The organism is Pseudomonas sp. GW460-LB5, assembly GCF_059423245.1.
Genome location: NZ_JBWKXT010000003.1, coordinates 49,912 through 71,490, shown reverse-complemented (window position 1 = coordinate 71,490; position 21,579 = coordinate 49,912). Strand labels below are relative to the sequence as shown.

General features: G+C 64.7%; 19 protein-coding genes. All 19 read left to right on the top strand.

Annotated features, from left to right (window positions below; genetic code table 11):
• The first annotated feature begins 207 nt into the window (after window positions 1–207).
• The 19 genes from mnxG (at window position 208) to AC07XM_RS03885 (ending at window position 21,577) form a co-directional block, all read left to right on the top strand.
• Window positions 208–6,054 carry a manganese-oxidizing multicopper oxidase MnxG gene (gene mnxG / locus AC07XM_RS03975; RefSeq protein ID WP_102688796.1) on the top strand — a complete coding sequence of 1,949 codons (5,847 nt, stop codon included), beginning with the start codon at window positions 208–210 and terminating at the stop codon, window positions 6,052–6,054.
• Between the two features lie 18 nt (window positions 6,055–6,072).
• Entirely contained in the window at window positions 6,073–8,049 is a 1,977-nt protein-coding gene (locus tag AC07XM_RS03970; protein ID WP_016487354.1) for a cytochrome D1 domain-containing protein, read from the top strand.
• A complete protein-coding gene (locus tag AC07XM_RS03965; protein WP_102688797.1) occupies window positions 8,046–8,702 on the top strand; it encodes an SCO family protein in 657 nt (218 codons plus the stop codon). Before AC07XM_RS03970 ends, AC07XM_RS03965 begins: the two co-directional genes overlap by 4 nt.
• Window positions 8,699–9,361 (top strand): SCO family protein, encoded by a 663-nt coding sequence (locus tag AC07XM_RS03960; protein ID WP_102688798.1) that lies wholly within the window; start codon window positions 8,699–8,701, stop codon window positions 9,359–9,361. Before AC07XM_RS03965 ends, AC07XM_RS03960 begins: the two co-directional genes overlap by 4 nt.
• 222 nt (window positions 9,362–9,583) lie before the next feature.
• Window positions 9,584–11,110 carry an ABC transporter substrate-binding protein gene (locus AC07XM_RS03955; RefSeq protein WP_102688799.1) on the top strand — a complete coding sequence of 509 codons (1,527 nt, stop codon included), beginning with the start codon at window positions 9,584–9,586 and terminating at the stop codon, window positions 11,108–11,110.
• A 12-nt stretch (window positions 11,111–11,122) separates the two neighbouring features.
• A complete protein-coding gene (locus AC07XM_RS03950) occupies window positions 11,123–11,764 on the top strand; it encodes a SurA N-terminal domain-containing protein (RefSeq protein ID WP_102688800.1) in 642 nt (213 codons plus the stop codon).
• 249 nt (window positions 11,765–12,013) lie between these two features.
• Window positions 12,014–12,547: a response regulator gene (locus tag AC07XM_RS03945; RefSeq protein WP_016487349.1), complete on the top strand. Its 534-nt coding sequence runs from the start codon at window positions 12,014–12,016 to the stop codon at window positions 12,545–12,547.
• 61 nt (window positions 12,548–12,608) lie between these two features.
• Window positions 12,609–14,282, top strand: a complete 1,674-nt coding sequence (locus AC07XM_RS03940) for a GspE/PulE family protein (RefSeq protein WP_060517950.1) — start codon at window positions 12,609–12,611, stop codon at window positions 14,280–14,282.
• Window positions 14,266–15,045, top strand: a complete 780-nt coding sequence (locus AC07XM_RS03935; protein ID WP_070086652.1) for a hypothetical protein — start codon at window positions 14,266–14,268, stop codon at window positions 15,043–15,045. Before AC07XM_RS03940 ends, AC07XM_RS03935 begins: the two co-directional genes overlap by 17 nt.
• Window position 15,046: 1 nt before the next feature.
• The gene (locus AC07XM_RS03930) at window positions 15,047–15,589 is read left to right on the top strand and encodes a PilN domain-containing protein (protein ID WP_060517948.1); all 543 of its coding nucleotides are present in this window, start codon (window positions 15,047–15,049) and stop codon (window positions 15,587–15,589) included.
• A complete protein-coding gene (locus AC07XM_RS03925; protein WP_060517946.1) occupies window positions 15,576–16,139 on the top strand; it encodes a GspMb/PilO family protein in 564 nt (187 codons plus the stop codon). Before AC07XM_RS03930 ends, AC07XM_RS03925 begins: the two co-directional genes overlap by 14 nt.
• The gene (locus AC07XM_RS03920) at window positions 16,139–16,663 is read left to right on the top strand and encodes a hypothetical protein (protein ID WP_060517944.1); all 525 of its coding nucleotides are present in this window, start codon (window positions 16,139–16,141) and stop codon (window positions 16,661–16,663) included. Before AC07XM_RS03925 ends, AC07XM_RS03920 begins: the two co-directional genes overlap by 1 nt.
• Window positions 16,660–18,525 (top strand): secretin GspD/PilQ domain-containing protein, encoded by a 1,866-nt coding sequence (locus tag AC07XM_RS03915; RefSeq protein WP_023049215.1) that lies wholly within the window; start codon window positions 16,660–16,662, stop codon window positions 18,523–18,525. Before AC07XM_RS03920 ends, AC07XM_RS03915 begins: the two co-directional genes overlap by 4 nt.
• Window positions 18,522–19,001, top strand: a complete 480-nt coding sequence (locus AC07XM_RS03910) for a type II secretion system protein (protein WP_016487343.1) — start codon at window positions 18,522–18,524, stop codon at window positions 18,999–19,001. Before AC07XM_RS03915 ends, AC07XM_RS03910 begins: the two co-directional genes overlap by 4 nt.
• Window positions 19,002–19,006: 5 nt before the next feature.
• A complete protein-coding gene (locus AC07XM_RS03905; protein WP_043197484.1) occupies window positions 19,007–19,381 on the top strand; it encodes a type II secretion system protein in 375 nt (124 codons plus the stop codon).
• Window positions 19,356–19,883 carry a type II secretion system protein gene (locus AC07XM_RS03900; protein WP_060517942.1) on the top strand — a complete coding sequence of 176 codons (528 nt, stop codon included), beginning with the start codon at window positions 19,356–19,358 and terminating at the stop codon, window positions 19,881–19,883. The genes AC07XM_RS03905 and AC07XM_RS03900 overlap by 26 nt, the downstream gene beginning before the upstream one ends.
• A complete protein-coding gene (csgE, locus tag AC07XM_RS03895) occupies window positions 19,880–20,281 on the top strand; it encodes a curli production assembly/transport protein CsgE (RefSeq protein WP_016487340.1) in 402 nt (133 codons plus the stop codon). The genes AC07XM_RS03900 and csgE overlap by 4 nt, the downstream gene beginning before the upstream one ends.
• Complete coding sequence (locus tag AC07XM_RS03890) at window positions 20,278–20,691, top strand: curli assembly protein CsgF (protein WP_016487339.1); 414 nt, start codon at window positions 20,278–20,280, stop codon at window positions 20,689–20,691. Before csgE ends, AC07XM_RS03890 begins: the two co-directional genes overlap by 4 nt.
• 34 nt (window positions 20,692–20,725) lie before the next feature.
• A complete protein-coding gene (locus AC07XM_RS03885; protein WP_016487338.1) occupies window positions 20,726–21,577 on the top strand; it encodes a CsgG/HfaB family protein in 852 nt (283 codons plus the stop codon).
• Window positions 21,578–21,579: the final 2 nt, after the last annotated feature.

Sequence of the window (21,579 nt, the reverse complement as noted above, 5' to 3'; positions counted from 1 at the left end):
GTGTTCGTGGCCATGGCCGCTCCCACAGTGATTGCATCGCCTTCAAGTCATGCAACCCGTTGCCCCCAAATCGGGGAAAACCGCCGGGGGATCCTCCCCAATTTGTTTCGATTGATCGTGCAAGCCCCTGATAAATAATAAAAATATCCTTCTGGCATACACCTTGCTCCACCCCTCCACAGAGTTCCCGTGCCCCGGAGGTGTAGCATGTCGACGCCACGCAAAGGCCCCCTTCTGTCATCACTCGTTCTGGCCCTGTTAGGCTGGGAAGCGACCAGCGAGGCGGCCGTGCAGTGCCAGCGCACCTTGGTCGCCAACGTGGTGGCACTGGACCAGCCACTGATGTTCAACCGCCTTGGCGCACAAAACGCCAACGGCATGATGTTCGCCCTGCGCGAAGATGTGGTGGACGACAAACAGGTCCCCCTCAGCAAGGGTGGCGCCGCAGTGCCGGGCAAGGTCACCCTGCGCCCCGACAAGCGCCCGCGGCCGATTGTGCTGCGGGTAGCAGCCGGTGACTGCCTCACAGTCAACCTGACCAACCTGCTGGCTTACCAGGCCAACCCCAACAAGCACGGCATCGAGGCCGAAGAGCCCGAGGGTGAGGAGGAGGGGCCGGAGGTTGAAAACCAAGGCGGTGAAGGCGTTGTAGCCGACGAACAGGTCGCCGAGCGCATGGTCGGCTTCCAGGTCAACGGCATGCAGGCGGTCAACAGTATCGCCGACATCTCCGCCTATACCGGGCGCAACGGCAATTTCTTCGCCAGCCCCGGCAGCACCCGCAGCTATACCTTGTATGCCGAGCGCGAAGGGGCATTTGCCGCTACCAGCAAGGCCGCCACGTTCGGCGGCGAAGGCACGGCAGGCAATGTTGCCAATGGCCTGTTCGGTCAGGTGGTGGTGGTACCCAAGTTGGGCCGCACCTACCGCAACACCCTCACCGAAGAAGAAATGCGCCTGGCCACGACCGGCCGCACTGCCACCGGCCAGCCAGTGATCGACTATGAAGCCCGCTACCCCCAGGCAGAGCCTTGGATCACCGAGGGCAAGGCTGGCAAACCGATCATTGCCATGGTTAATGGCAACGAGATCATCAACAGCGAAACCGATGCCATCGTCATGGGCCCCAACCCTGACGGCAGCTTCCCCAAGTCGACCTACCCACTGGAAAGCATCGGCAAGCGCAACCCGGCGTTGCCCAACCGGCTGGAGGCGTTCCGTGATTTCGCCTCGCAGTTCGCCGACGAGGTCGCCGGTACCCAGGCGTTCCCCGGCTACTGGGCTGACCCGGTAATGGGCCATGTGCTGGAGCCGACACGCGATTCATTCATGATCAACTACGGTTCCGGTGGCATGGGTGCCGAAGTGGTTGCCAACCGCCTGGGGGTAGGCCCGATGCACGACTGCCTGTCGTGCGCTTACGAAGAGTTCTTCCTGAGCGCTCACACCGTCGGTGACATCGGCACCCTGGTGGATGTGCCGGCCAACGTCGGCCTGGAGCACATCCGCCCGGGTGAAGTCCCCCCGGCCAGCGCTGTCGGGGTCAAGGCCAGCATGGCCCTTTATCCCTCAGAGCCGGCCAACGTGCACCATAGCTATATCGGTGACTTCACCAAGTTCCGCAACACCCACAACGGCCACGAACAGCACATCTTCCACTTGCATGGCCACCAGTGGCTATTCAACCCCAATGACGACAATTCCGACTATATCGATGCCCAGGGTATCGGCGCTGGCGTCGGCTACACCTACGAAATCGCCAATGGCGGATCAGGGAACCGCAACCGGGTGGCCGGTGATGCCATCTACCATTGCCACTTCTACCCGCACTTCGCCCAAGGCATGTGGGCCATGTGGCGCGTACACGACGTGTTCGAAGAAGGCACCCGCCTTGAGGTGAGCGGGCAGGGCGAGAACGGCTTCCACAGCACGCCGTTCGCCCTGCGCAGCGGCAAGCCGGCCGTGGGGGCCCGTGCGCTGCCAGACGGCGAGATCATCGCCGGCACGCCGATTCCGGCCATCGTACCGTTGCCCGGCAAGGCCATGGCGCCGATGCCCGGCAAGGTCGTGGTCGTGCCGAAGCTCTCTGAAGCGCTGGTTGCCGCCACCGAGGATGACGACGCCGAAGAAGAGAGCGATGACGACCACGCCAGCCAGGGGGCTGTACGCAAGGCTGTGGGCTCGCTGGCGCTGGTCGACCGTACCGAGGCCAACCGCAACGCCGACGGCACCCTGAAAAACCCAGGCTACCCGTTCTGGATCGGCGGCATTGAAAGCAGCGTCGGCAACCGCCCGCCGACCCCGCCGCTGGACATGCTCGACCCAGCCCTGGCCCGGCAGTTGAAAGACAGCGGCAAAGCCCTGTGGGCCAACCTGGATGCGAACCAGGTCGATGGCTGGAACGGCGGCCTTGGCCGCCATGCACTGGACGGTGTATCCGCCGGTGGCGAAGCACAAACCACCACCACCAAGCTGGACTTCACCAAGGTCGTGCACAAGGCCAAAGCCATCTACCTGCCAGAAGAGGGCACCGATGTCGAACAGGCGGCCATGCAATTCCACGCCATGGCCGAGCACCCCAGCTATGCCCTGATCCCTGGTAGCCAGCCGGTGCCCAAAGCGTTTCGCACCAATGGCGCCTTGCCGACTGCCGGCGCGCCGTTCTACGAACCGTGCATGGATGACCGCGGCAGGCGCCTCACTCAATCCTCCGGTGCGGGTGAGTTCGTTAGCGGCGAGAGCCTGACCGGCGTCAACTTCCGTGGCGCTTCCGCCTTTACCGCCGACCGTCCACGTATCTACAAAGGTGCCAACATCCAGTTCGATGCGGTGTACAACAAGGTCGGCTACCACTTCCCGCAGGCTCGCATCATCGCCTTGTGGGAAGACGCCTGGCCAGTGATCACCAAGCAGCGCCCGCCAGAGCCACTGGTGATGCGCATGAACACCTTCGACTGCACCATGTACCAGCACACCAACCTGATCCCGAACATCTACGAGATGGACGACTACCAGGTGCGCACCCCGACCGATGTGATTGGCCAGCACATCCACTTGCCGAAGTGGGACCTGACCGCTGCCGACGGCTCGGCCAATGGCTGGAACTATGAAGACGGCATTCTTTCGCCCGGCAGCGTGGTCGAGCGGGTGCAGGCTATTCGTGCATACAACGGCTGCACCGAGGGCGATAGCCGCGACGATACCGCTGCCTGTCCGAAAGCCAGACAGCATCCGTACTTCGGCCGCTTCGGCCGGGCTGACTGGCTGGGCGCACGCACGGCCATGCAGCGCTGGTTCGCAGACCCGCTGGTGAACGTGCATAACATCGACCGTGGCCTGGGCACCATCTTCACCCACGACCACCTTGGCCCATCGACCCACCAGCAACTGGGCCTGTATGCCACCGTGCTGGCCGAACCGGCCGGGTCCACCTGGTATCACGCCGAAACCGGCGAGCAGCTGTACAACCCGGCCACCCGCCAGGACGGAGGCCCGACGTCATGGCAGGCGGTAATCCAGACTGGCGACCACGATGGCGATGGCAAGAACGACAGCTACCGAGAGTTCTTCCTGGAATACAGCGACTTCCAGCATGCCTATGAAGCCGGGGTTTACGTAGGCGCAGGGCCGGACGGCGTGCCCAGTGCCCAGTCGTACCCGGCCACCGCCGACAGCTTCCGCTACGCAATCAACCCGCCAGTGCGCGGCAAGGCATCGAACCTGCTGGAGGCCATTGTCGAGGAACGTGGCGGTATCAACCCTGGCTGCCCAAGCCGGCCATGTCCGCAGGCGATCTCGGTGGATGACCCTGGCATGTTCGTCGTCAACTATCGCAACGAGCCGCTGGCCCTGCGCGTGTTCGACCCGAACAAGGTTGGCCCGGACGGCAAGCGTGGCATGCAGGCCGACGGCCTGGCCGGCGACCTCAGCTATGCCATGCAAACCCGCACCGACCGCGCCATCCCGGCGATGAACCTGTCACCCTCGGCGATAACTTCGGCCGTGGGTCCTACCGGCGGCACCACGCTGTTCCCGCCGCACATCAACAAGGCTGGCGCCGAGCCGGGCGACCCTTTCACCCCGCTGCTGCGCACCTACTCCGGTGACAACGTGCGCCTGCGGATGCACGCCGGTGGCCATGAGGAGGAGCACAACGTCACCCTGCATGGCGTGAAGTGGCTGCAGAACGGCACAGGTTTCGGTAATAGCTCAAACTCGGGCTGGAAGTCGTCGCAGATGATTGGTATCTCCGAGCAGATGGGCTTTATGGCACCGGTGTCGATGATCTCCAGTTCCGCCGCCACCAACGGCGACTATCTGTACTCGCTGGACGCCGCCCTGGAAGGCTACTGGAACGGTATCTGGGGCATCATGCGCAACTACACCGCGCAGCGTCCCGACCTGTTCCCGCTGCCCAACAACCCGCAACCGGTGGCCATGCGCAACACCGTGAACTTTGACGGCATCTGCCCGAAAACCACGGCCAACCCCAACGGCATCGGCACCCGCACCACGGTCAAGCGCAACTACGAGATCGTTGCGGCGCTGGCCAATGACATTCTCGAAAACCGTAATGGCGTCAGCATCAATGACGTGGAGGGTATCGGCCAACATGTCGGTGGCGCGCTCAAGGCCAACGGCGGCACCTTGGTGTTCAATAGCCGTAGAACCGCCATCCCGCTGGTGAGTGGTATAGACCCCGAGGATGGGGAGCCCTTCACCATCGGTGGTCACAGTGCACCGCTGCATGACCCGACCGCGATCCTGTACGTGCGCAAGGCTGACCTCGACGCCACCACCGGCAAGCTCAAGGCGGGTGTGCCGGTAGAGCCTCTGGTGCTGCGCGCCAACGCCGGCGACTGCATCAGCATCACCCTGGAGAACCGCCTGCCGCTGGTGATGCCAGACCTGCCGAGCACGGCAGTGATGCACAACGTGGTCAAGCGTGACCGCTTCGACAGCGAAGGTGCCACAGCCTTTGCCAACAACCTGATGCGGCCGTCGAGCCACGTGGGCCTGCATGCGCAGTTGCTGGCTTACGACATCACCAAGTCCGACGGCGCCAACATAGGCCTGAACCCGGTGCAGACCGTACCGCCACGTGCTGGCACCAGTGGCGCCTACCCGACCAAGGTGTACCAGTACTACGCCGGCCACCTGGAGCGTGAAGGCAAACCGGTGTCGCAGCTAGGCCGCACAGTGGACAACATCAACACGACTGCCATCGAGTTCGGCGGCCTCAACCTGACCCCGTCAGACTTCATCAAACAGCCGCAGAAAGGCCTGGTGGGTGCCATGAGCATTCTGCCGCAAACCGCCACCTGGACCGAGGACGCCGCTTCACGTGCCCAGGCCACGGTGAAGGTCAGCGGCCAGCCGGACTACCGCGACTTCGTCACCGTGTGGCAGCGCGCACTGAACATGCGCTGGGCCGATGGTCGTCCGGTAGAAGGCATCAATACCGAAGGCAACGGTGCTGCCGGTGACCCGCAAGACAACGGCAACATGGCGGTCAACTACAAGACCGAACCCTTGTGGCTGCGCTTCGGCATGGCGCCCGACTCGCCGTTCGGCCGTGCCAATGGCCTGGGTTTTGGTGATGTACCCAACGCCCATATGGCCTACGCCAACGCCCTGGTGGGTGGCGACCCGCAGACCCCGGTGCTGTACGCCAAGCCTGGGCAACCGGTGCGCAACCATATCGTGATGCCCAGTGGCGGCAGCCGCGGCATGGTCTACCAGCTGGACGGGCACCTGTGGCCATTGCACAACTACCAGGCCGAGAAAAGTGACCTGGACGGCTACCCGATGAGCCTGCCAGGCATTGGTTCGGTGCGTTTCGGCTACAACCCGATGGCCATGTACATCGGCGCCCAGGAGAGCGTACTGCCGGCGGCGCACTTCAGCTTCATGCTGCCCAGTGCCGGCGGTGCCAACGCGGTGGCGGGTGACTACCTGTTCCGCGACTACGCCGCCTACGGCAACCTGTCCGGGTTGTGGGGGATTTTGCGGGTGACCAACGAAGCGCCGCCGGCAACGGCCCCGGCGCAGTGACAGAAGGGGAGCGCGAGCATGAACAAAAAGACTCGCCCTGCTTACTTGGGGGTATTGCTGGGAGTGGCGCTGATCGGCCTGGGCGTGGCGTATGAAAAGCTCTGGTGCGATCCGCGCGAGCTGTTGCAGGAACCTGCCGACCCGCAGGCCCTGCACCGGCTCAGCCGGGACGGCGTGACCGTGGAGTTCGAGGCCCGGCCGCTGGCCGGGGGCGAGTTGAAGGAAGGCGCCTTCGCCAACATCCGCTTCAAGGTCAGCGACCAGACCAGCGGCCAGCCGCTGTCGGGCATGGCGCCGGGGGCGTGGATCGACCCGGCGCAGTCGGCCCCGACAGGCGACCGCAGCCAAAGCTGCAAGGCGCGGGTCGCGCTGTTTCTCAAGAGCAGCATCGGCGCCCGACCGCTGCTCGACCTGAACAGCTACTTCCTGTTGATGCTGAACAACGACGCCAGCCTGACGGTGATCGATCCGACCGTTTCGGTGGGCGGCGTGACCAGCACCATGGCCCGCATCGACCTGCCCGGGCGGCCAATGGACTGGGTGGCCACTGCCGACGACAAGCAAGTGTTCGTGTCGATCCCCGAGCGCGGCAAGGTGGCGGTCATCGATACCGAAACCTTCACCCGCGTGGCCGACCTGGACGCCGGCGAGCAGCCGCTGCGCGTGGCCTTGCAACCCGACCAGCACCGGCTGTGGGTCGGCAACAACAGCAGTGACCCGGCCAAAGGTGGGGTGACGGTCATCGACGTGCCGGGGCGCACGCCTCTTAAAAGCTTCAACACCGGCACCGGGCATCACGAAATTGCCTTCAGCGCCGACTCGCGCTTTGCCTACGTCAGCAACCGCGACAGCGGTACCCTCAGCGTCATCGATATCCCGCAAATGCGCCTTGCCAAAACCATCAAGGTTGGCCCGCACCCGCTGTCGGTCAGCTACTCGGCGCTGTCCCAGGCCGTTTACGTGGTCGATGGCGAGGAAGGCAGCGTGCGGGTGTTCGATGCGCGCAGCCACCAGCTGCGCCACACGGTCAAGGCCGAGCAGGGCCTGGGGCCGATGCGTTTCAGCAGCGATGGCCGTTACGGTGTGGTGCTCAACACGCTTGAGAACCAGGCCCTGGTGATCGATGCCAGTACCGACAAGCTGATCCACCAGATTCCGGTGGCGGCCGAACCCTACCAACTGACCTTCACCAAGGCCTATGCCTATGTGCGCGGCCTGGCGTCCCCGAAAGTGACCATGATCAACCTGTCCAGCCTGGGCGAAGGGCGCTCGCCCATCGTTCAGGGCTTTGAGGCCGGCCCTGCAGCGCCGCGCCAGGCGGGTGACCTGCCATTGGCCCAGGGGTTGTCGGTGTCACGTGATGACAACTCGGTGTTCGTGGTCAACCCGGTGGACAACACCACCTACTTTTACGCCGAGGGCATGAATGCGCCGATGTCCGGTTACAACAACCGTGGTCATCAGGCCCGCGCCGCCATCGTCATCGACCGCAGCCTGCGCGAGGTGGCACCCGGGGTGTACGGCTCAACGGTAAAACTGCCCGCTGCCGGCAAATTTGACGTGGCTTTTCTGCTCAACCAGCCGCAGATCATCCACTGCTTCAGCGCCGATGTCGCCGAAGCGCCCAATGCCGGCAAGCGCAAGGGCGCGCACGCAGAGTTCATCGGCCTGGACCAACCGCTGCCGCAGCACAGCGCCATTACCGCTCGGGTACGCATCGTCGGTGATGACGGCCAACCGCGGCTGGGCCTCACTGACCTGAGCCTGCGCTACTTCCTGGCGCCGTCGTCCATGCCACGCAACCTGCCGTTGCTGGAGGTGGGGCAGGGTGTCTATCAGGCGGCCCTGACACTGCCCGAAGCCGGCGCCTGGTACCTGCATGTGCAGTCGCCATCGTTGGGACGCAAGTTTGCCGAAGAGAATTACACCAGCCTGCGCGTCCTGCCGGCCGCAGCGACCAACGCTTCCCGGACTGACATGAGGAGTGTGCGATGAACGCCAAGCATTCTTTCCAACTGCTGGCCCTGAGCCTGGCCCTTGCCAGCAACCTGGCCATGGCCCACGCCGGGCACGATCACAAAGGCCACGCCGAGCCGCCACCGGCGGCTCGCCAGGAAAAGACCAGTGTGCGCTTTGCCGACGTTTCCCTGCTGAACCAGGACGGCATGCCGGTACGCCTGGAGCAGGACCTGGTCAGTGACCACGTGGTGGTCATGGGCTTTATCTATACCAGCTGCACAACGGTGTGCCCGGTGGTGTCGTCGATCATGGGCAAGGTCCAGCAACAGCTGGGTGGCCGGGTAGGTGAGGAGATCAGCATGGTCTCGATCAGCGTCGACCCGCACCGTGACGATGCCAAGCGCCTGCAGGATTACGCCAAGGCTTTCCAGAAGGGGCCGGGCTGGAGCTGGCTGACCGGCACCCCCTACGCCATCACCGAAACCCTCAAGGGCCTGGGCAGCTTCAGCGCCGACCTCAGCCAGCACCCGCCGCTGATCCTGGTGGGTGACGGGCGAAGCGGGCACTGGACGCGCTACTACGGCTTCACCGACCCAACGGTACTGATCGAAGAAATAAACCGTCTCAGCGCCCGTCGGGCGCACGCCAAAAGCACGGCCATTGCCGACCACCATGAGGTGCAACCATGAGCTCTGTAACCTCCCGCGGCGGCATGCGCGGTTTCGACTGGCTGGTGCTGGGCGGCTGCCTGTGGATTCTCGCTTCGGTGGCGTTCGCCCACGAAGGCCACGTGGAGCAGGCCCCCGAGCCGCAACCAGCCCCCCGGGCGATGACCAGTGGCGGCGGCACCCGCGATGCCCAGACCTGGTTCACCGATACCGTACTGAAGGACCAGAACGGCCGCGAGCTGCGTTTCTACAGTGATGTGCTCAAAGACAAGGTGGTGATGCTCAACGTGATCTTCACCCACTGCACCGACGCCTGCCCGTTGATCACCCGCAAGCTGCGCGAAGTGCGCCAGGCCATGGGGCCGCAACTGGCCAGCCAGGTGACCTTCGTGTCGATCAGCAGCGACCCGCTCAACGATACCCCGCAAGCACTCAAGGCGTTTGCCGAGAAACAGGGGGTGGATGGGCCGAACTGGTTGTTCCTGACCGGCGACAAAGCCAATGTCGACCTGGTGCTCGGCCGCATCGGCCAGTTCCTGCCCAGCCCAGAGCAGCATTCCACGCAGCTGATTGCCGGTGATGTGGCGGGCAAACGCTGGAGCAAGATCCGCCCGGATGCACCACCGGCAGCGATTGCCCAGCGCATGCAGTTACTGACCCAGCCTCTGGCAGGGCGGTGATTGCCATGCGCGCCTGGGCTCGCCGTGCCGGCCTCTTCGCGGGGCAAGCCCGCTCCCACAGTTTTTTCATAGACCTCAGGCGTGTACTGATCCTGTGGGAGCGGGCTTGCCCCGCGAAGAGGCCGGCATGAACACTGCAAAAGTTAGCGCCCACAGTTTTTTCATAGCCCTCAGGCTTGTGCTGATCCTGTGGGAGCGGGCTTGCCCCGCGAAGAGGCCGGCATGAACACTGCAAAATTTATGGTGTTGCTCGTCAGTGTCAGCCTCTGCAGTTCAGCCCTGGCCTTTGATCTCACTGCCAACGAACAAGCCGGCAAACGCCTCTACCGCGAAGGGGTCTCCAGCAGCGATGCACAATTGCAGGCCCGGGTCGGCGCCAGCGACATCAGTGTGCCCGCCAGCGTGCTGCCCTGCGCCAGCTGCCACGGCAACGACGGCCGTGGCCGCGCCGAAGGCGGCGTGCGCCCACCCAACCTGGACTGGCAACGCTTGGCACAAGGCCAGGGCGCACGCGAAGCCAACGGCCGCAGCTACCCGGCTTATACCGACCGCAGCCTGGCCAGGGCCATCCAGCAGGGTGTAGACCCGGCTGGCAACCGCCTGGACCCGGCCATGCCACGCTTCGAACTGACCATGGCCGACCAGCGCAACCTTACCGCCTACCTCAAGCGCCTGGCCGAGGAGCGCGACCCCGGCATAGAGGAGGGCGTACTGCGCCTGGGCACCTTGCTGCCTGCCTCCGGGCCGCTGGCCGAGGTCGGGCTGGTGGTACGCGCGGTGCTGGAAGACGGGCTGGCGCAACTCAATCAGCAAGGCGGCATTCACGGGCGGCGTCTGCAACTGGTCGTGCTGGACCCGGGTGAAGACCCGGCCAGCGCCGAGCAAGCCTTGCAGCAGTTGCTGGAGCAGGAGCGCGTGTTCGCCCTGATTTCGCCCTTGGCACCGATGCTCGACCTGCGTTTGGCCTCCTTGCTGGCACCGCAGAATGTGCCCCTGATCGGCAGCACCCCGCGCAGTGGTGGCAGCGCACAGATATTCGACCCACTGCCTGGCCTGCCTACGCAACTGCTGAGCCTGGCTGGCCACGCCCGAGCAGCCTTGGGCCTGGCACCGGGCGATTTGCGCGTGGTGTACGCCGGCAACGAGCAGGCAGCCGCGGCCGAGCAGGTACGCGAGCGGCTGTTGCAGCAAGGCTGGGCGCCCCCCACCATTGAGGCCTTCGATGGCAAGGCCGTGGAGGGGCAGGGAATTGTATTCCTGGGCCGCGCCCAGGCATTTGCCGAACTGGCGACGGCATTGCAGGCAGCAGGCCGCAAGCCGTACCTGTTCGCCGCGTCCAGCCAAGTGGCCAGCGCCGTGGCGCGCTTGCCCGAACAATGGTCGCAACGGGTGTTTCTGGCCTATCCCTATGTACCCGAAGACTGGACCGAGCAAGGCCTGGCTACCCTCGCCGGGCTACAGCAGCGCCAAGGTCTGGACCCACGCCAGGCGTCGTTGCAGGTCAATACCCTGTGCGCGTTGCGCCTGCTGAGCGAAGCGCTCAAGCAGATCGGCCGTGATGCCAGCCGCGAGCAACTGATTGGCGCACTGGAAGGCCTGCACGATGTGGCTACCGGCCTGACCCCGGCGCTGGGCTTTGGCCCCGGTCGCCGCCAGGGCATGGCCGGTGCCCATGTGGTGGCGGTGGCCCTGCCCGGGCCGCACTTCACCGCAGTCACCCCGTACCGGCCGGTGCCGGACAGCCCTTGAGCGGAGGTTGCCATGCGTAGTGTGCTGCTGTGCCTGTTGCTGGTAATGGCCGGGCCGAGCTGGGCCGATGTACCGGCGGCTCGGGTCAATGGCGTGGAGATCGGGTTGACGCGCCTGGAACGCTATTTCAGTGAGTACCTGGACGCCCAGGGCCGCGCGGTGACCAGCATCCGCAACCCGGGCCTGTACAAGCGCCTGCGCGATCAGGCCCTGGACGAACTGATCGACAAGGAGCTGCTGTGGCAGGAGGCGCGGCGCCAAGGCATCGTCATCAGCGACGAGCAGGTGTGGGCGCATGTCGGCGAGGTAGAAGCCGCGTTCGGCAGCCCGGCCATTTTCGAACGGCGTCTGGCGCAGGCGGGCTTCGATAGGGCACAGTACAGTGAATACACCCGGCGAGACATGGCGGCCCAGCAGGTGAATGCCCAGCTCAGCGCAGTCGAAGCACCGAGCCAGGCTGAAGTGCAGGCGTTCTATGATGCCAACCAGGAAAGACTGCAAGGAGCGCAGAACCAAAGTGATAAGCCTTCAGTCATACGTGAACAGGGCCTGGCCTTGGCCAGGGCTGCGCTTGTCGATCAGCGGCAGGCGCAAGCGCGCCAGTCTGTGCGCCAACGTTTGCGTGCTTCGGCTACAGTTGAGATCGCGGACTGAGGCCCCTTATAGCGTTTCCCCCAATGCTGGGGATTTACGGTTTGGCAATGTGCCATCATTTTCCCCGCTTGTGGGGAACTGGGCGGGTGCGGCTACCTGCTGCGTATCAGATGCTGGCCAGCACCCTCAGCGAATCAATGAGTTACAACGGCGCAACATGACTTTTCACGCCTGGCACGAAGCCTGCTCAAGCCTTTACAAGGGCGCACTTCGCAGACCGGGTAACCGGGCAGTTCTTGGGAGTCGACCTTGGTGAACAGAGTATTGGTAGTCGATGACGAACAGACTCTTGCGCAGAACCTGCAAGCGTACCTGCAGGCGCAAGGCCTGGAAGTTCATGTTGCCCACGACGGTGCCAGTGGTATCGAGCAGGCTGAACGCCTGGTCCCACAAGTCATCGTGCTGGATTACCGCTTGCCCGACATGGAAGGTTTTCAGGTTCTGGAGGCTGTACGCAAGAACAGGCAGTGCCACTTCATGCTGATTACCGCCCACCCCACCGTCGAGGTGCGTGAGCGAGCCGCCGAGCTGGGTGTGAGCCATGTCCTGTTCAAGCCGTTTCCACTGGTGGAACTGGCCCGTGCGATCTTCGACCTGATGGGCATCGAGCGCCGGCGCAGGGCCACGGACAACCCGGCTGACGGGTTCGTCGAACGACGCCAGAACAGGAACGAATCGTTCCCCCTGCAGTTGTACGATGGAAGCTGGGTGTTGGCTGAGCGCCGGTGTAATGGCGGCAAGCCCCCGAGGCCCGACGACGATCAACTGCTCACAGGGGAATAGCGGCGCCCGCATCCCTGGCTGAGCCAGCCTGCGACGCGCCCCCTGAGCGGAGTCGCAGGCCATGCCAGAAGCATTCGATGCAACAGTCTCAGCCTACCCCCGCGACCTGCTGGCCCAGGCCCGCCTGCAAGCCAGCGACGAGCGCTTGCTCAGCTGCCTCGAGCGCCTTGCCTGCGACAGCCCCGACACCTTCATCCAGCGCCTGGGCCTGACCCTGCACTACCCGGTACTGGCCAGCCACACCTTGCTGGCCAGCAGCCCGCGCTTTGACAAGGTCAGCCTCGCCGCGTGCCTGAAGCGCGAATTCGTGTTGATCGAGCAGGGCGGCCAGCTGTTGGGCGTTTTCGCCGACCCCTTCGACCCCGCCCGCCTGGCCTGGATCGACGATGTGCTGCAAGGTGCGCCGTTATACTTGGCGCACCCCGCCGAACTGGCCACGTTCCTGGCCCGCCATGAAGAAAGCTTCCACGCCGTGGACGCCCTTGACCATGACGCCGAGGCCAGCAGCGAAGGCGACCCGCTGCAGCGCCTGTCGCTGGCCAGCATCAGCGAAGACCAGAGCCGCGTGGTCAAGCTGGTCAACGCCACCCTGTACGACGCCCTCAAGCTGCACGCCAGCGACATCCACCTGGGCATGACCGGCCAGGGCCTGACCATCAAGTACCGCATCGACGGTGTGCTAAACGGCGCTGGCAAAGCCAGTGGCAGTGCCTTTGCCGACCAGGTCATCTCGCGCATCAAGGTCATGGCCGAACTGGACATCGGCGAAAAACGCGTGCCCCAGGACGGCCGCTTCAAGGTTGCCGTGGGCGACCGGCAGATCGACTTCCGTGTATCGATCATGCCTAGCATCTTTGGTGAAGATGCCGTACTGCGGGTGCTCGACAAGCAGGACTTGTCCGACCGGGTCAGTGGCGTGCAGTTGCAAGCCCTGGGCTTTGCCGACGAAACCCTGCGCGCCCTGCGCCGGCTGGCCGCTGAACCTTACGGCATGATCCTGGTGACCGGCCCCACCGGCAGCGGCAAGACCACCACCCTGTACGCCATGATCAGCGAGATCAACCATGGCGTAGACAAGATCATCACCATCGAAGACCCGGTCGAGTACCAGCTGCCCGGCGTGTTGCAGATCCCGGTCAACGAGAAGAAGGGCCTGACCTTCGCCCGCGGCCTGCGCTCGATCTTGCGTCACGACCCGGACAAGATCCTGGTCGGTGAGATCCGCGACCCGGACACCGCGCAAATTGCTGTGCAGTCGGCGCTGACCGGCCACCTGGTGTTCACCACCATCCACGCCAACAACGTGTTCGACGTGATTGGCCGCTTCAGCCAGATGCAGGTCGACCCCTACAGCTTCGTCTCCGCATTGAACGCAGTGTTGGCCCAGCGCCTGATCCGCCTGGCTTGCCCGCATTGCTCCAGCCCCTGCGAAGTGGATGACGACACCCTGTATGGCTCGGGCCTGAGCCGTGAGGGCGTGGCCGGCTGGAGGTTCGTTCGCGTGCAGGGTTGCGGCCAGTGCCGTGGCAGTGGCTTTCGCGGCCGCAGCGCGATCGCGGAGCTGCTGCACCTGGATGACGACCTGCGGCAAATGATTGTCGAGCGCCGCCCCCTGTCGCAAATCAAGACACTCGCCTGCCAGCGCGGCCTGCGCCTGCTGCGGGCCTCGGCCCTGGACCTGGTCCGCGACGGCCGCACCACCCTTGAGGAGATCAACCGTGTCACATTCATCTGATCGTTTCTGCGCTGTTTTGGGCGCCGAGGGTGTCGGCTTGGGTTGCTGGCACAAACACCAACACCAGTGGCTGGGCACCCGCGGGTTCAGTTGCGATGGCGCCCAGCCCGCCTGGGAACCCGCCGTCGACGCGCTGGCCGGTCTGTTGGCCGAGCACGCCGTACGTGGCGCCCAGTTGCGGGTGCTGCTGTCGGCCCGCTACAGCCGCTTCTGCCTGGTGCCATGGAGTGATGCCATCGGCCACCCGCGCGAGCTGGACGCCTACGCCCGGGCCTGCTTCGAAAACCTCTACGGCCAGCCGCTGGACGACTGGCGCATCGTGCTGTCGCCCGAGCCTGCCGGCGCCGCCCGCATCGCTACAGCGCTGCCCGACGCACTGCTGCAACGGTTGCAGGCGCTGGGCCGGGAAAGCCGCCTGAGCCTGCGCTCGGTGCAACCGTACCTGATGGCCGCCTACAACCGCTGCTCGCCACAGCTGCAGCAGGGCGACTTCCTGTTCGTGCTGGCCGAGCCGCGCCGCAGCGTGCTGTTGCTGGCTGCCGGCGGCGCCTGGCAGCAAGTGCTGACGCAAGGTTGCGCCGACAGCGACCAGGCCCTGCAAGCACTGATCGAGCGCACCTGCGAGCTGTATGGCGAGCACCTGCCGCGGGTGTACCTGCATGCCCCGGGCCGGGGCGACGTGCCGCAACTGGCGGCGGTGCAGCTGTGCCAGCCGGCCAGCGAAGCCGACCCCCTGTGCGCCATGTGGCGGGCGGTGGCCTGACATGCGCCGCCTTGAACTGGACTTCCAGCCCCGGCGCAGCGGCCCGCTGGCCTGGTCGCTGCTGGCCCTGGGCTGCGCCATGGTCGCCGGCCTGGTGCTGCTGCAACAGCAATTGCAGGCCGAGCAGGCAGACCTTGAGGCCAGCGTGCACAGCCTGGAGCTGCAACTGGGCCGCCGCCCGGCTACCACTGCCCCGCTAAGTACCGCTGCCAGCCGTGAGCAGACCGAGCGATTGGCACAGATGCGCAGTGTGTCGCAACAACTGCAACGCCCATGGCAGCAGCTGTTCGCCATGCTCGAAGCCTTGCCGCAAGACGATGTCGCGCTGCTTGGCCTGACCCCGGACGCGCGTAAAGGCCAGGTTCGCATCGCCGCTGAAGCACGCAACCTCGAGGCGATGCTGCAGTACCACCAGCGGCTGGAAGCCAGCGACGAGCTCAGCGATGTATCGCTGCTGAACCACGAGGTGTTGGCCGCGCAGCCTGAGCACCCGGTGCGCTTCACCCTCACTGCGACCTGGGAGACCGGCCATGCCCGCCCTTGAATCACTGAACAGCCTTATCCTTCAGGAACGCCTCCACCGCATCGGCCCGGTTGGCCTGGCTGCCGCCGCCGTGGGCCTGCTGGTGGTGGGCGTGGTGTGCGCCGGGGTGCTGCCGCAGTGGCAAAGCGTGCGCGAACTGCGCGCCACCGAAGCGGACGCCAGCGTCCAGGTCGAGCGGGTCAAGCGTGGCGAGGTGAAGATCGCCGTCAAGCCCGAGCAGCAAGCCCTCGACAGCCTTCGCCAGCAACTGCCGGGGCAGCCCCAGGCCAGCGAGCTGATCGAGCGCCTGTACCACCTGGCCAGCGCCGAGCACATCAGCCTGGCGCGCGGTGAGTACGCCCTGGGCATTGATCCCAAGACCCAGCTGGCGCGCTACCAGATCGTGCTGCCGGTGCGCGGCAGCTACCCGCAGATTCGCGGCTTTCTCAAAGGCCTGCTGAAGCAGCTGCCGACCCTGGTGCTGGAAGACCTTGAGCTGCAACGCAAACGCATCGGCGACAGCGAGCTGAATGCCCGCCTGCGCATGACCCTTTACCTGTCGAGGTCATGATGAACACACAACGTGCAGTGATCTGGGCCAGCTTTCTTGGCGTGAGCGCAGCCATCGCCTGGGCACCCGGGCACTGGTTCGGCCAGGAAGACAGCGTTGCGGCCTTCGCGGGCAAGTCGGATCGCCGCACCGCCGCTCCCACAGGCGTTGTGGGCAACGCCGAACCTGTGGCAGCGGCTTTAGCCGCGAAAGGGCCGGAACAGGCCTCCAGAGATCTGTTCCCAACCCAGCAATGGAGCAAACCCCAAGCCCTGGCCACCGTCACCGAACAACCCGTGGCTGTCGCGCCCATCGTGGCCGCAGCGCCGACCGCGCCGGCGCTACCGTTCCAGTTCATCGGCCGCATGGGTAACAACGACGATCTGCAGATCTTTCTGCAGAGCGGCGAAAAACTCTACGTCGTGCGCCAGGGCGACGTCATCGAAGACACCTATCGCCTCGATCGGGTATCGGCCAGTGAGCTGAACCTGGTCTACCTGCCTTTGCACCAGTCACAGACCTTGTCTGTCGGGAGCGCACCATGAAGTCGTCAAAGCTGTGCAAGCCTGCTCCGTTCCTGCTTTTGGCGTTGTGCGTGGCCATTGCCGGCTGCGGCTCCAGCGCGGTACGCAATGACAGCGACCAGTTGATGAAGGAGGGCCAGTACGAAGCTGGCATTGCCCGGCTGGAAGAGGCCCTGCGCGATGACCCGCGTGACACCGAGCTGAACATCGCCCTGGCCCACAGCCGCCAGGCCGCCGTGGAGGCACTGCTGACCCAGGCCGATGCCGACCGCATCCGCCATGACTTTGCCAACGCCCGCATGGGCTATGGCCGGGTGCTGACCCTGGAGCCGAACAACCGCCGTGCCCAGGAAGGTACGCGCCAGCTGGAGCTGATCCGAACCCTGGACGAGCGCGTGGCCCTGGGCCAGGCAGCATTGCGCCAGGGCGACCTGTTCGGCGCCGAGCGCTACATGCGCGAAGTGCTGCGCCTGGACCCGCAAAACCAGAAGGGCATTGCCCTGCGCAGCGACATCGAGAACGTCCAGGCGCGCACCGCGCAGCCCTTTCCGCAGCTGCGCAGCAAGCTGGATCGGCCGGTTACCCTGGAATTTCGCGATGCCAACCTGAAGACCATTTTCGAAGTGCTGTCCCAGGTTGCCGGCATCAATTTCATCTTCGACAAAGACCTGCGCCCGGACATGAAGGCCACCATCTTCGTGCGTGAAGTGCGTATCGAGGACGCGGTGGCGCTGCTGCTGGAGCAAAACCAGTTGCGCCAGAAGATCGTCAATGACAACACCCTGATGGTCTACCCCGACTCGCCGCAGAAGACCAAGGACTACCAGGAACTGGTCATGCGCACCTTCTACCTCACCAGCATCGACGCCAACACCGCGCTGAACATGGTCAAGACCATGCTCAAGACCCGCGACGTGTTCGTGGACGAGCGCCTCAACACCCTGACCATGCGCGACACCCCCGATGCCGTGCGCATGGCCGAGAAGCTGCTGCAGTCGCAGGACCAGTCCAACCCCGAGGTGGTACTGGAGGTGGAGGTGATGGAAGTGGCTACCTCGCGCATCCTCGACCTTGGCCTGCAGTGGCCCAACACCTTCGGCGTGCTGACGTCCGACGGCAAGTCGGTGAGCGTGCTCGACCAGCTGCGCGGCATCGATTCCAGCCGCATCAGCATCTCGCCGGCACCACAGGCCAAGATCAACGCCCAGGACAAGGACATCAATACCCTGGCCAGCCCGGTGATCCGCGTCAGCAACCGTGAGCAGGCACGCATTCACATCGGCCAGCGCGTGCCGATCATCAGCGCCACGTCGGTGCCGTCCACCCAGGGCCCGGTGATTACCGAAAGTGTCACCTACCTGGACGTGGGCCTGAAGCTTGAAGTGCAGCCCACCGTGCACCTGAACAACGAAGTGGCGATCAAGGTGGCCCTGGAAGTCAGCAACGCCACCCCGCTGGAGGCTACCCGCCAGGGCACCATCCCGGTTCAGGTCGATACCCGCAATGCCCAGACCACCCTGCGCCTGCACGATGGCGAAACCCAGGTATTGGCCGGCCTCGTGCGCAACGACCACAACGCCAGCGGCAACAAGATCCCGGGGCTGGGAGATATCCCCGGCCTGGGCCGGCTGTTCGGCAGCAACAAGGACGACATGAGCAAGTCTGAGCTGGTGCTGGCGATCACCCCGCGCATCGTACGCAACCTGCCGTACCAGAGCCCGTCGGACATGGAGTTTTCCACCGGTACCGAGTCGGCCATGCAGGTGCGCCAGATGGCACCGCTACCGCCGATGGAGGTGCCCGGCAATGCGCCGGCCACCGACGCCCCCGTGGTCGACAGCCAGATGGCGGTCGCCCCGGTCAACGGCAGCCCACGGCCATGAAAGCGCGCCGCCACCTGCAGGGTTTCAGCCTGATCGAAGTGGTGCTGACCCTGGCACTGCTCGGGCTGCTGGCCAGCATGGCCGCACCGTTGACCGAAACCGTGGTCCGCCGTGGCAAGGAGCAGCAACTGCGCGAGGCGCTTTACCAGATACGCGATGCCATCGATGCCTACAAGCGGGCGTTCGATGCTGGCTACATCGAAAAGCGCCTGGACGCCAGTGGCTATCCGCCGAACCTGCAGGTACTGGTGGACGGTGTGCGCGATGTGCGCAGTGCCAAGGGCGCCAAGTTCTACTTTCTGCGGCGCATCCCGCATGACCCGCTGCTGGCGGCCAAGGATGAAGACCAAGGCGGCTGGGGCCTGCGCGCCTACGACAGCAGCCCCGACAGCCCGCGTGAAGGCGAAGACGTGTTCGACGTGTATTCCAGGGCCCGCGGCAAAGGCCTCAACAACATTCCCTACGGGCAATGGTGACAGCCATGAAACGCAGCAAAGGCTTCACCCTGATCGAACTGCTGGTGGTCATGGCGATCATCGCCACGCTGCTGACCATTGCCATGCCGCGCTACTTCAACAGCCTGGAAAGCTCCCGCGAAGCCACCCTGCGACAAAGCCTGGCGGTGCTGCGCGAGTCACTTGACCACTACTACGGCGACACCGGCCACTACCCAGACTCGCTGGAGCAGTTGGTGGAGCAACGTTACCTGCGCAACACCCCGGTCGACCCGATCACCGAGCGCAGCGATGCCTGGCAACTGGTGCCACCGCCCGAAGGCGTGGCCGGCGGCGTGGCGGATATCAAGAGCGGTGCCACAGGGAGGGCGCGTGATGGCAGCCTCTTCGCTGAATGGTAAGGCCGATCGCGGCTTCACCTACCTGGGTGTGCTGCTGCTGATTGCGGTCAGCAGCGTGGCCCTGGCCGCCACTGGCACGATCTGGGCCAGCGCCGCCCAGCGTGATCGCGAGCGCCAGCTGCTGTGGGTGGGCAGCCAGTACGCCCAGGCCTTGCGCAGCTACTACCGTGCCTCGCCGGGCCTGGCCCAGTACCCGCAGGCGCTGGCCGACCTGCTGCAGGACAACCGCTTTCCGCAGGCCCAGCGGCACATTCGTCGGCTGTACCCCGACCCCATCACCAACAGCGACGAGTGGGGCCTGCTGCGCTCGATCGACGGCCGCATCACCGGGGTGCACAGCCGCTCGGACGCTACCCCGTTCAAGCGCAGTGGCTTCAGCGCCGAATGGAGTGGTTTTGAAGGGCTGGAGCACTACAGCGACTGGCAGTTCGTTGCCGAGCAGGCGTTTACCGACAGTGCAGGCGGCGTGCAGACCCATGCAGGCCCGGGAGATACGCCATGAGCCGCCTGGCTGCGTTATGCCTGAGCCTGCTGCTGATGGCGGGGCTGGCCACCTCGGCCAAGGCGGGTGTTGAAGACGAGATGCAGGGTTTTATCGTCGACAACACCATTTCGCACATCGGCCACGACTTTTACTACTACTTCGCCGACCGCCTGCGTGCCACCAGCCGCCTGGACTTCAACCTGGTGGTACGCGAACGCCCGGATGCCCGCTGGGGCAGCCTGGTCACCGTGGAGTTCGAGCGTGAGGTGATGTACCGCCGCTTTCTGCCACCGAACACCACCGAGCTCAAAGACGAGGCCGTGGCAGCCGCCGACCTGGTCAAGCAGCAAATCATTCAACGCAAGCTGCAACGCCTGCTACAGGACACCACCGACTTGGAGAGGGACGAGCTATGAACCACCGCATTCCACGTTGCATTGCCGCCTGCCTGCTGGCCAGCGCTTGCGCTGCCCAGGCCACCGAGCTGGTGTACACCCCGGTCAACCCGGCCTTTGGCGGCAACCCGTTGAACGGCACCTGGCTGCTGAACAACGCCCAGGCGCAGAACGACTACGACGACCCCGACCTCAAGGACCGTGCCTCGGCCTTTACCGGCACCACGGCCCTGGAGCGCTTCAGCAACCAGCTGGAGTCGCGGATGTTGTCGCAGTTGCTGGACAACATCAGTAACGGCAGCACCGGCAGCATGGCGACCGACGCGTTTCTCATCGACGTCATCGACGATTCCGGGGCCTTGAGCATCAAGGTCACCGATCGTGCCACAGGCGAGATTTCGATCATTGAGGTCAGCGGCCTGAACCCCTGAGAGGGAAGGGCTTTTATGTTGGGGAGAGAACACCATGAAACGTCTGCTGAGCACGCTGCTGATCCTCACCGCCCTGGGCCTGCAAAGTGGTTGCAGCCTGCGCGAACCCATGTCGGCCGAACAGGACTCGGAAACCCCGACCCTGACCCCACGCGCCTCGACTTACTACGACCTGATCAACATGCCACGGCCCAAAGGCCGGCTGATGGCAGTGGTGTATGGCTTCCGTGACCAGACCGGGCAGTACAAACCCACCCCGGCCAGTTCGTTCTCCACCAGTGTCACCCAGGGTGCAGCCAGCATGCTGATGGATGCCTTGAGTGCCAGTGGCTGGTTCGTGGTGCTGGAGCGTGAAGGGCTGCAGAACCTGCTGACCGAGCGCAAGATCATCCGTGCTTCGCAGAAAAAGCCGGATGTAGCGGAAAACATCATGGGCGAACTGCCACCGCTGCAGGCCGCCAACCTGATGCTGGAGGGCGGCATCATCGCCTACGACACCAACGTGCGCAGCGGCGGCGAAGGCGCCCGCTACCTGGGGATAGACATTTCCCGCGAGTACCGGGTGGACCAGGTGACCGTGAACCTGCGCGCGGTGGATGTGCGCACCGGGCAGGTGCTGGCCAACGTGATGACCAGCAAGACCATCTATTCGGTCGGCCGCAGCGCCGGGGTGTTCAAGTTCATCGAGTTCAAGAAGCTGCTGGAAGCTGAGGTGGGCTATACCACCAACGAACCGGCACAGCTGTGCGTGCTGTCGGCGATTGAATCGGCGGTGGGGCACTTGCTGGCGCAAGGGATTGAACGGCGGCTGTGGCAGGTGGCGGGGGATGCGGGGCAGGGCAACGCTACGGTGGACAAGTTTCTGAGCCAGAATCAGCAGCCTTGACT

Bases quoted from the DNA above. Each gene is read 5' to 3' on its own strand.
- mnxG (WP_102688796.1), top strand. From the start codon at position 208: ATGTCGACGCCACGCAAAGGCCCCCTTCTGTCATCACTCGTTCTGGCC.
- AC07XM_RS03970 (WP_016487354.1), top strand. From the start codon at position 6,073: ATGAACAAAAAGACTCGCCCTGCTTACTTGGGGGTATTGCTGGGAGTG.
- AC07XM_RS03965 (WP_102688797.1), top strand. From the start codon at position 8,046: ATGAACGCCAAGCATTCTTTCCAACTGCTGGCCCTGAGCCTGGCCCTT.
- AC07XM_RS03960 (WP_102688798.1), top strand. From the start codon at position 8,699: ATGAGCTCTGTAACCTCCCGCGGCGGCATGCGCGGTTTCGACTGGCTG.
- AC07XM_RS03955 (WP_102688799.1), top strand. From the start codon at position 9,584: ATGAACACTGCAAAATTTATGGTGTTGCTCGTCAGTGTCAGCCTCTGC.
- AC07XM_RS03950 (WP_102688800.1), top strand. From the start codon at position 11,123: ATGCGTAGTGTGCTGCTGTGCCTGTTGCTGGTAATGGCCGGGCCGAGC.
- AC07XM_RS03940 (WP_060517950.1), top strand. From the start codon at position 12,609: ATGCCAGAAGCATTCGATGCAACAGTCTCAGCCTACCCCCGCGACCTG.
- AC07XM_RS03930 (WP_060517948.1), top strand. From the start codon at position 15,047: ATGCGCCGCCTTGAACTGGACTTCCAGCCCCGGCGCAGCGGCCCGCTG.
- AC07XM_RS03925 (WP_060517946.1), top strand. From the start codon at position 15,576: ATGCCCGCCCTTGAATCACTGAACAGCCTTATCCTTCAGGAACGCCTC.
- AC07XM_RS03920 (WP_060517944.1), top strand. From the start codon at position 16,139: ATGAACACACAACGTGCAGTGATCTGGGCCAGCTTTCTTGGCGTGAGC.
- AC07XM_RS03915 (WP_023049215.1), top strand. From the start codon at position 16,660: ATGAAGTCGTCAAAGCTGTGCAAGCCTGCTCCGTTCCTGCTTTTGGCG.
- AC07XM_RS03910 (WP_016487343.1), top strand. From the start codon at position 18,522: ATGAAAGCGCGCCGCCACCTGCAGGGTTTCAGCCTGATCGAAGTGGTG.
- AC07XM_RS03905 (WP_043197484.1), top strand. From the start codon at position 19,007: ATGAAACGCAGCAAAGGCTTCACCCTGATCGAACTGCTGGTGGTCATG.
- AC07XM_RS03900 (WP_060517942.1), top strand. From the start codon at position 19,356: ATGGCAGCCTCTTCGCTGAATGGTAAGGCCGATCGCGGCTTCACCTAC.
- csgE (WP_016487340.1), top strand. From the start codon at position 19,880: ATGAGCCGCCTGGCTGCGTTATGCCTGAGCCTGCTGCTGATGGCGGGG.
- AC07XM_RS03890 (WP_016487339.1), top strand. From the start codon at position 20,278: ATGAACCACCGCATTCCACGTTGCATTGCCGCCTGCCTGCTGGCCAGC.
- AC07XM_RS03885 (WP_016487338.1), top strand. From the start codon at position 20,726: ATGAAACGTCTGCTGAGCACGCTGCTGATCCTCACCGCCCTGGGCCTG.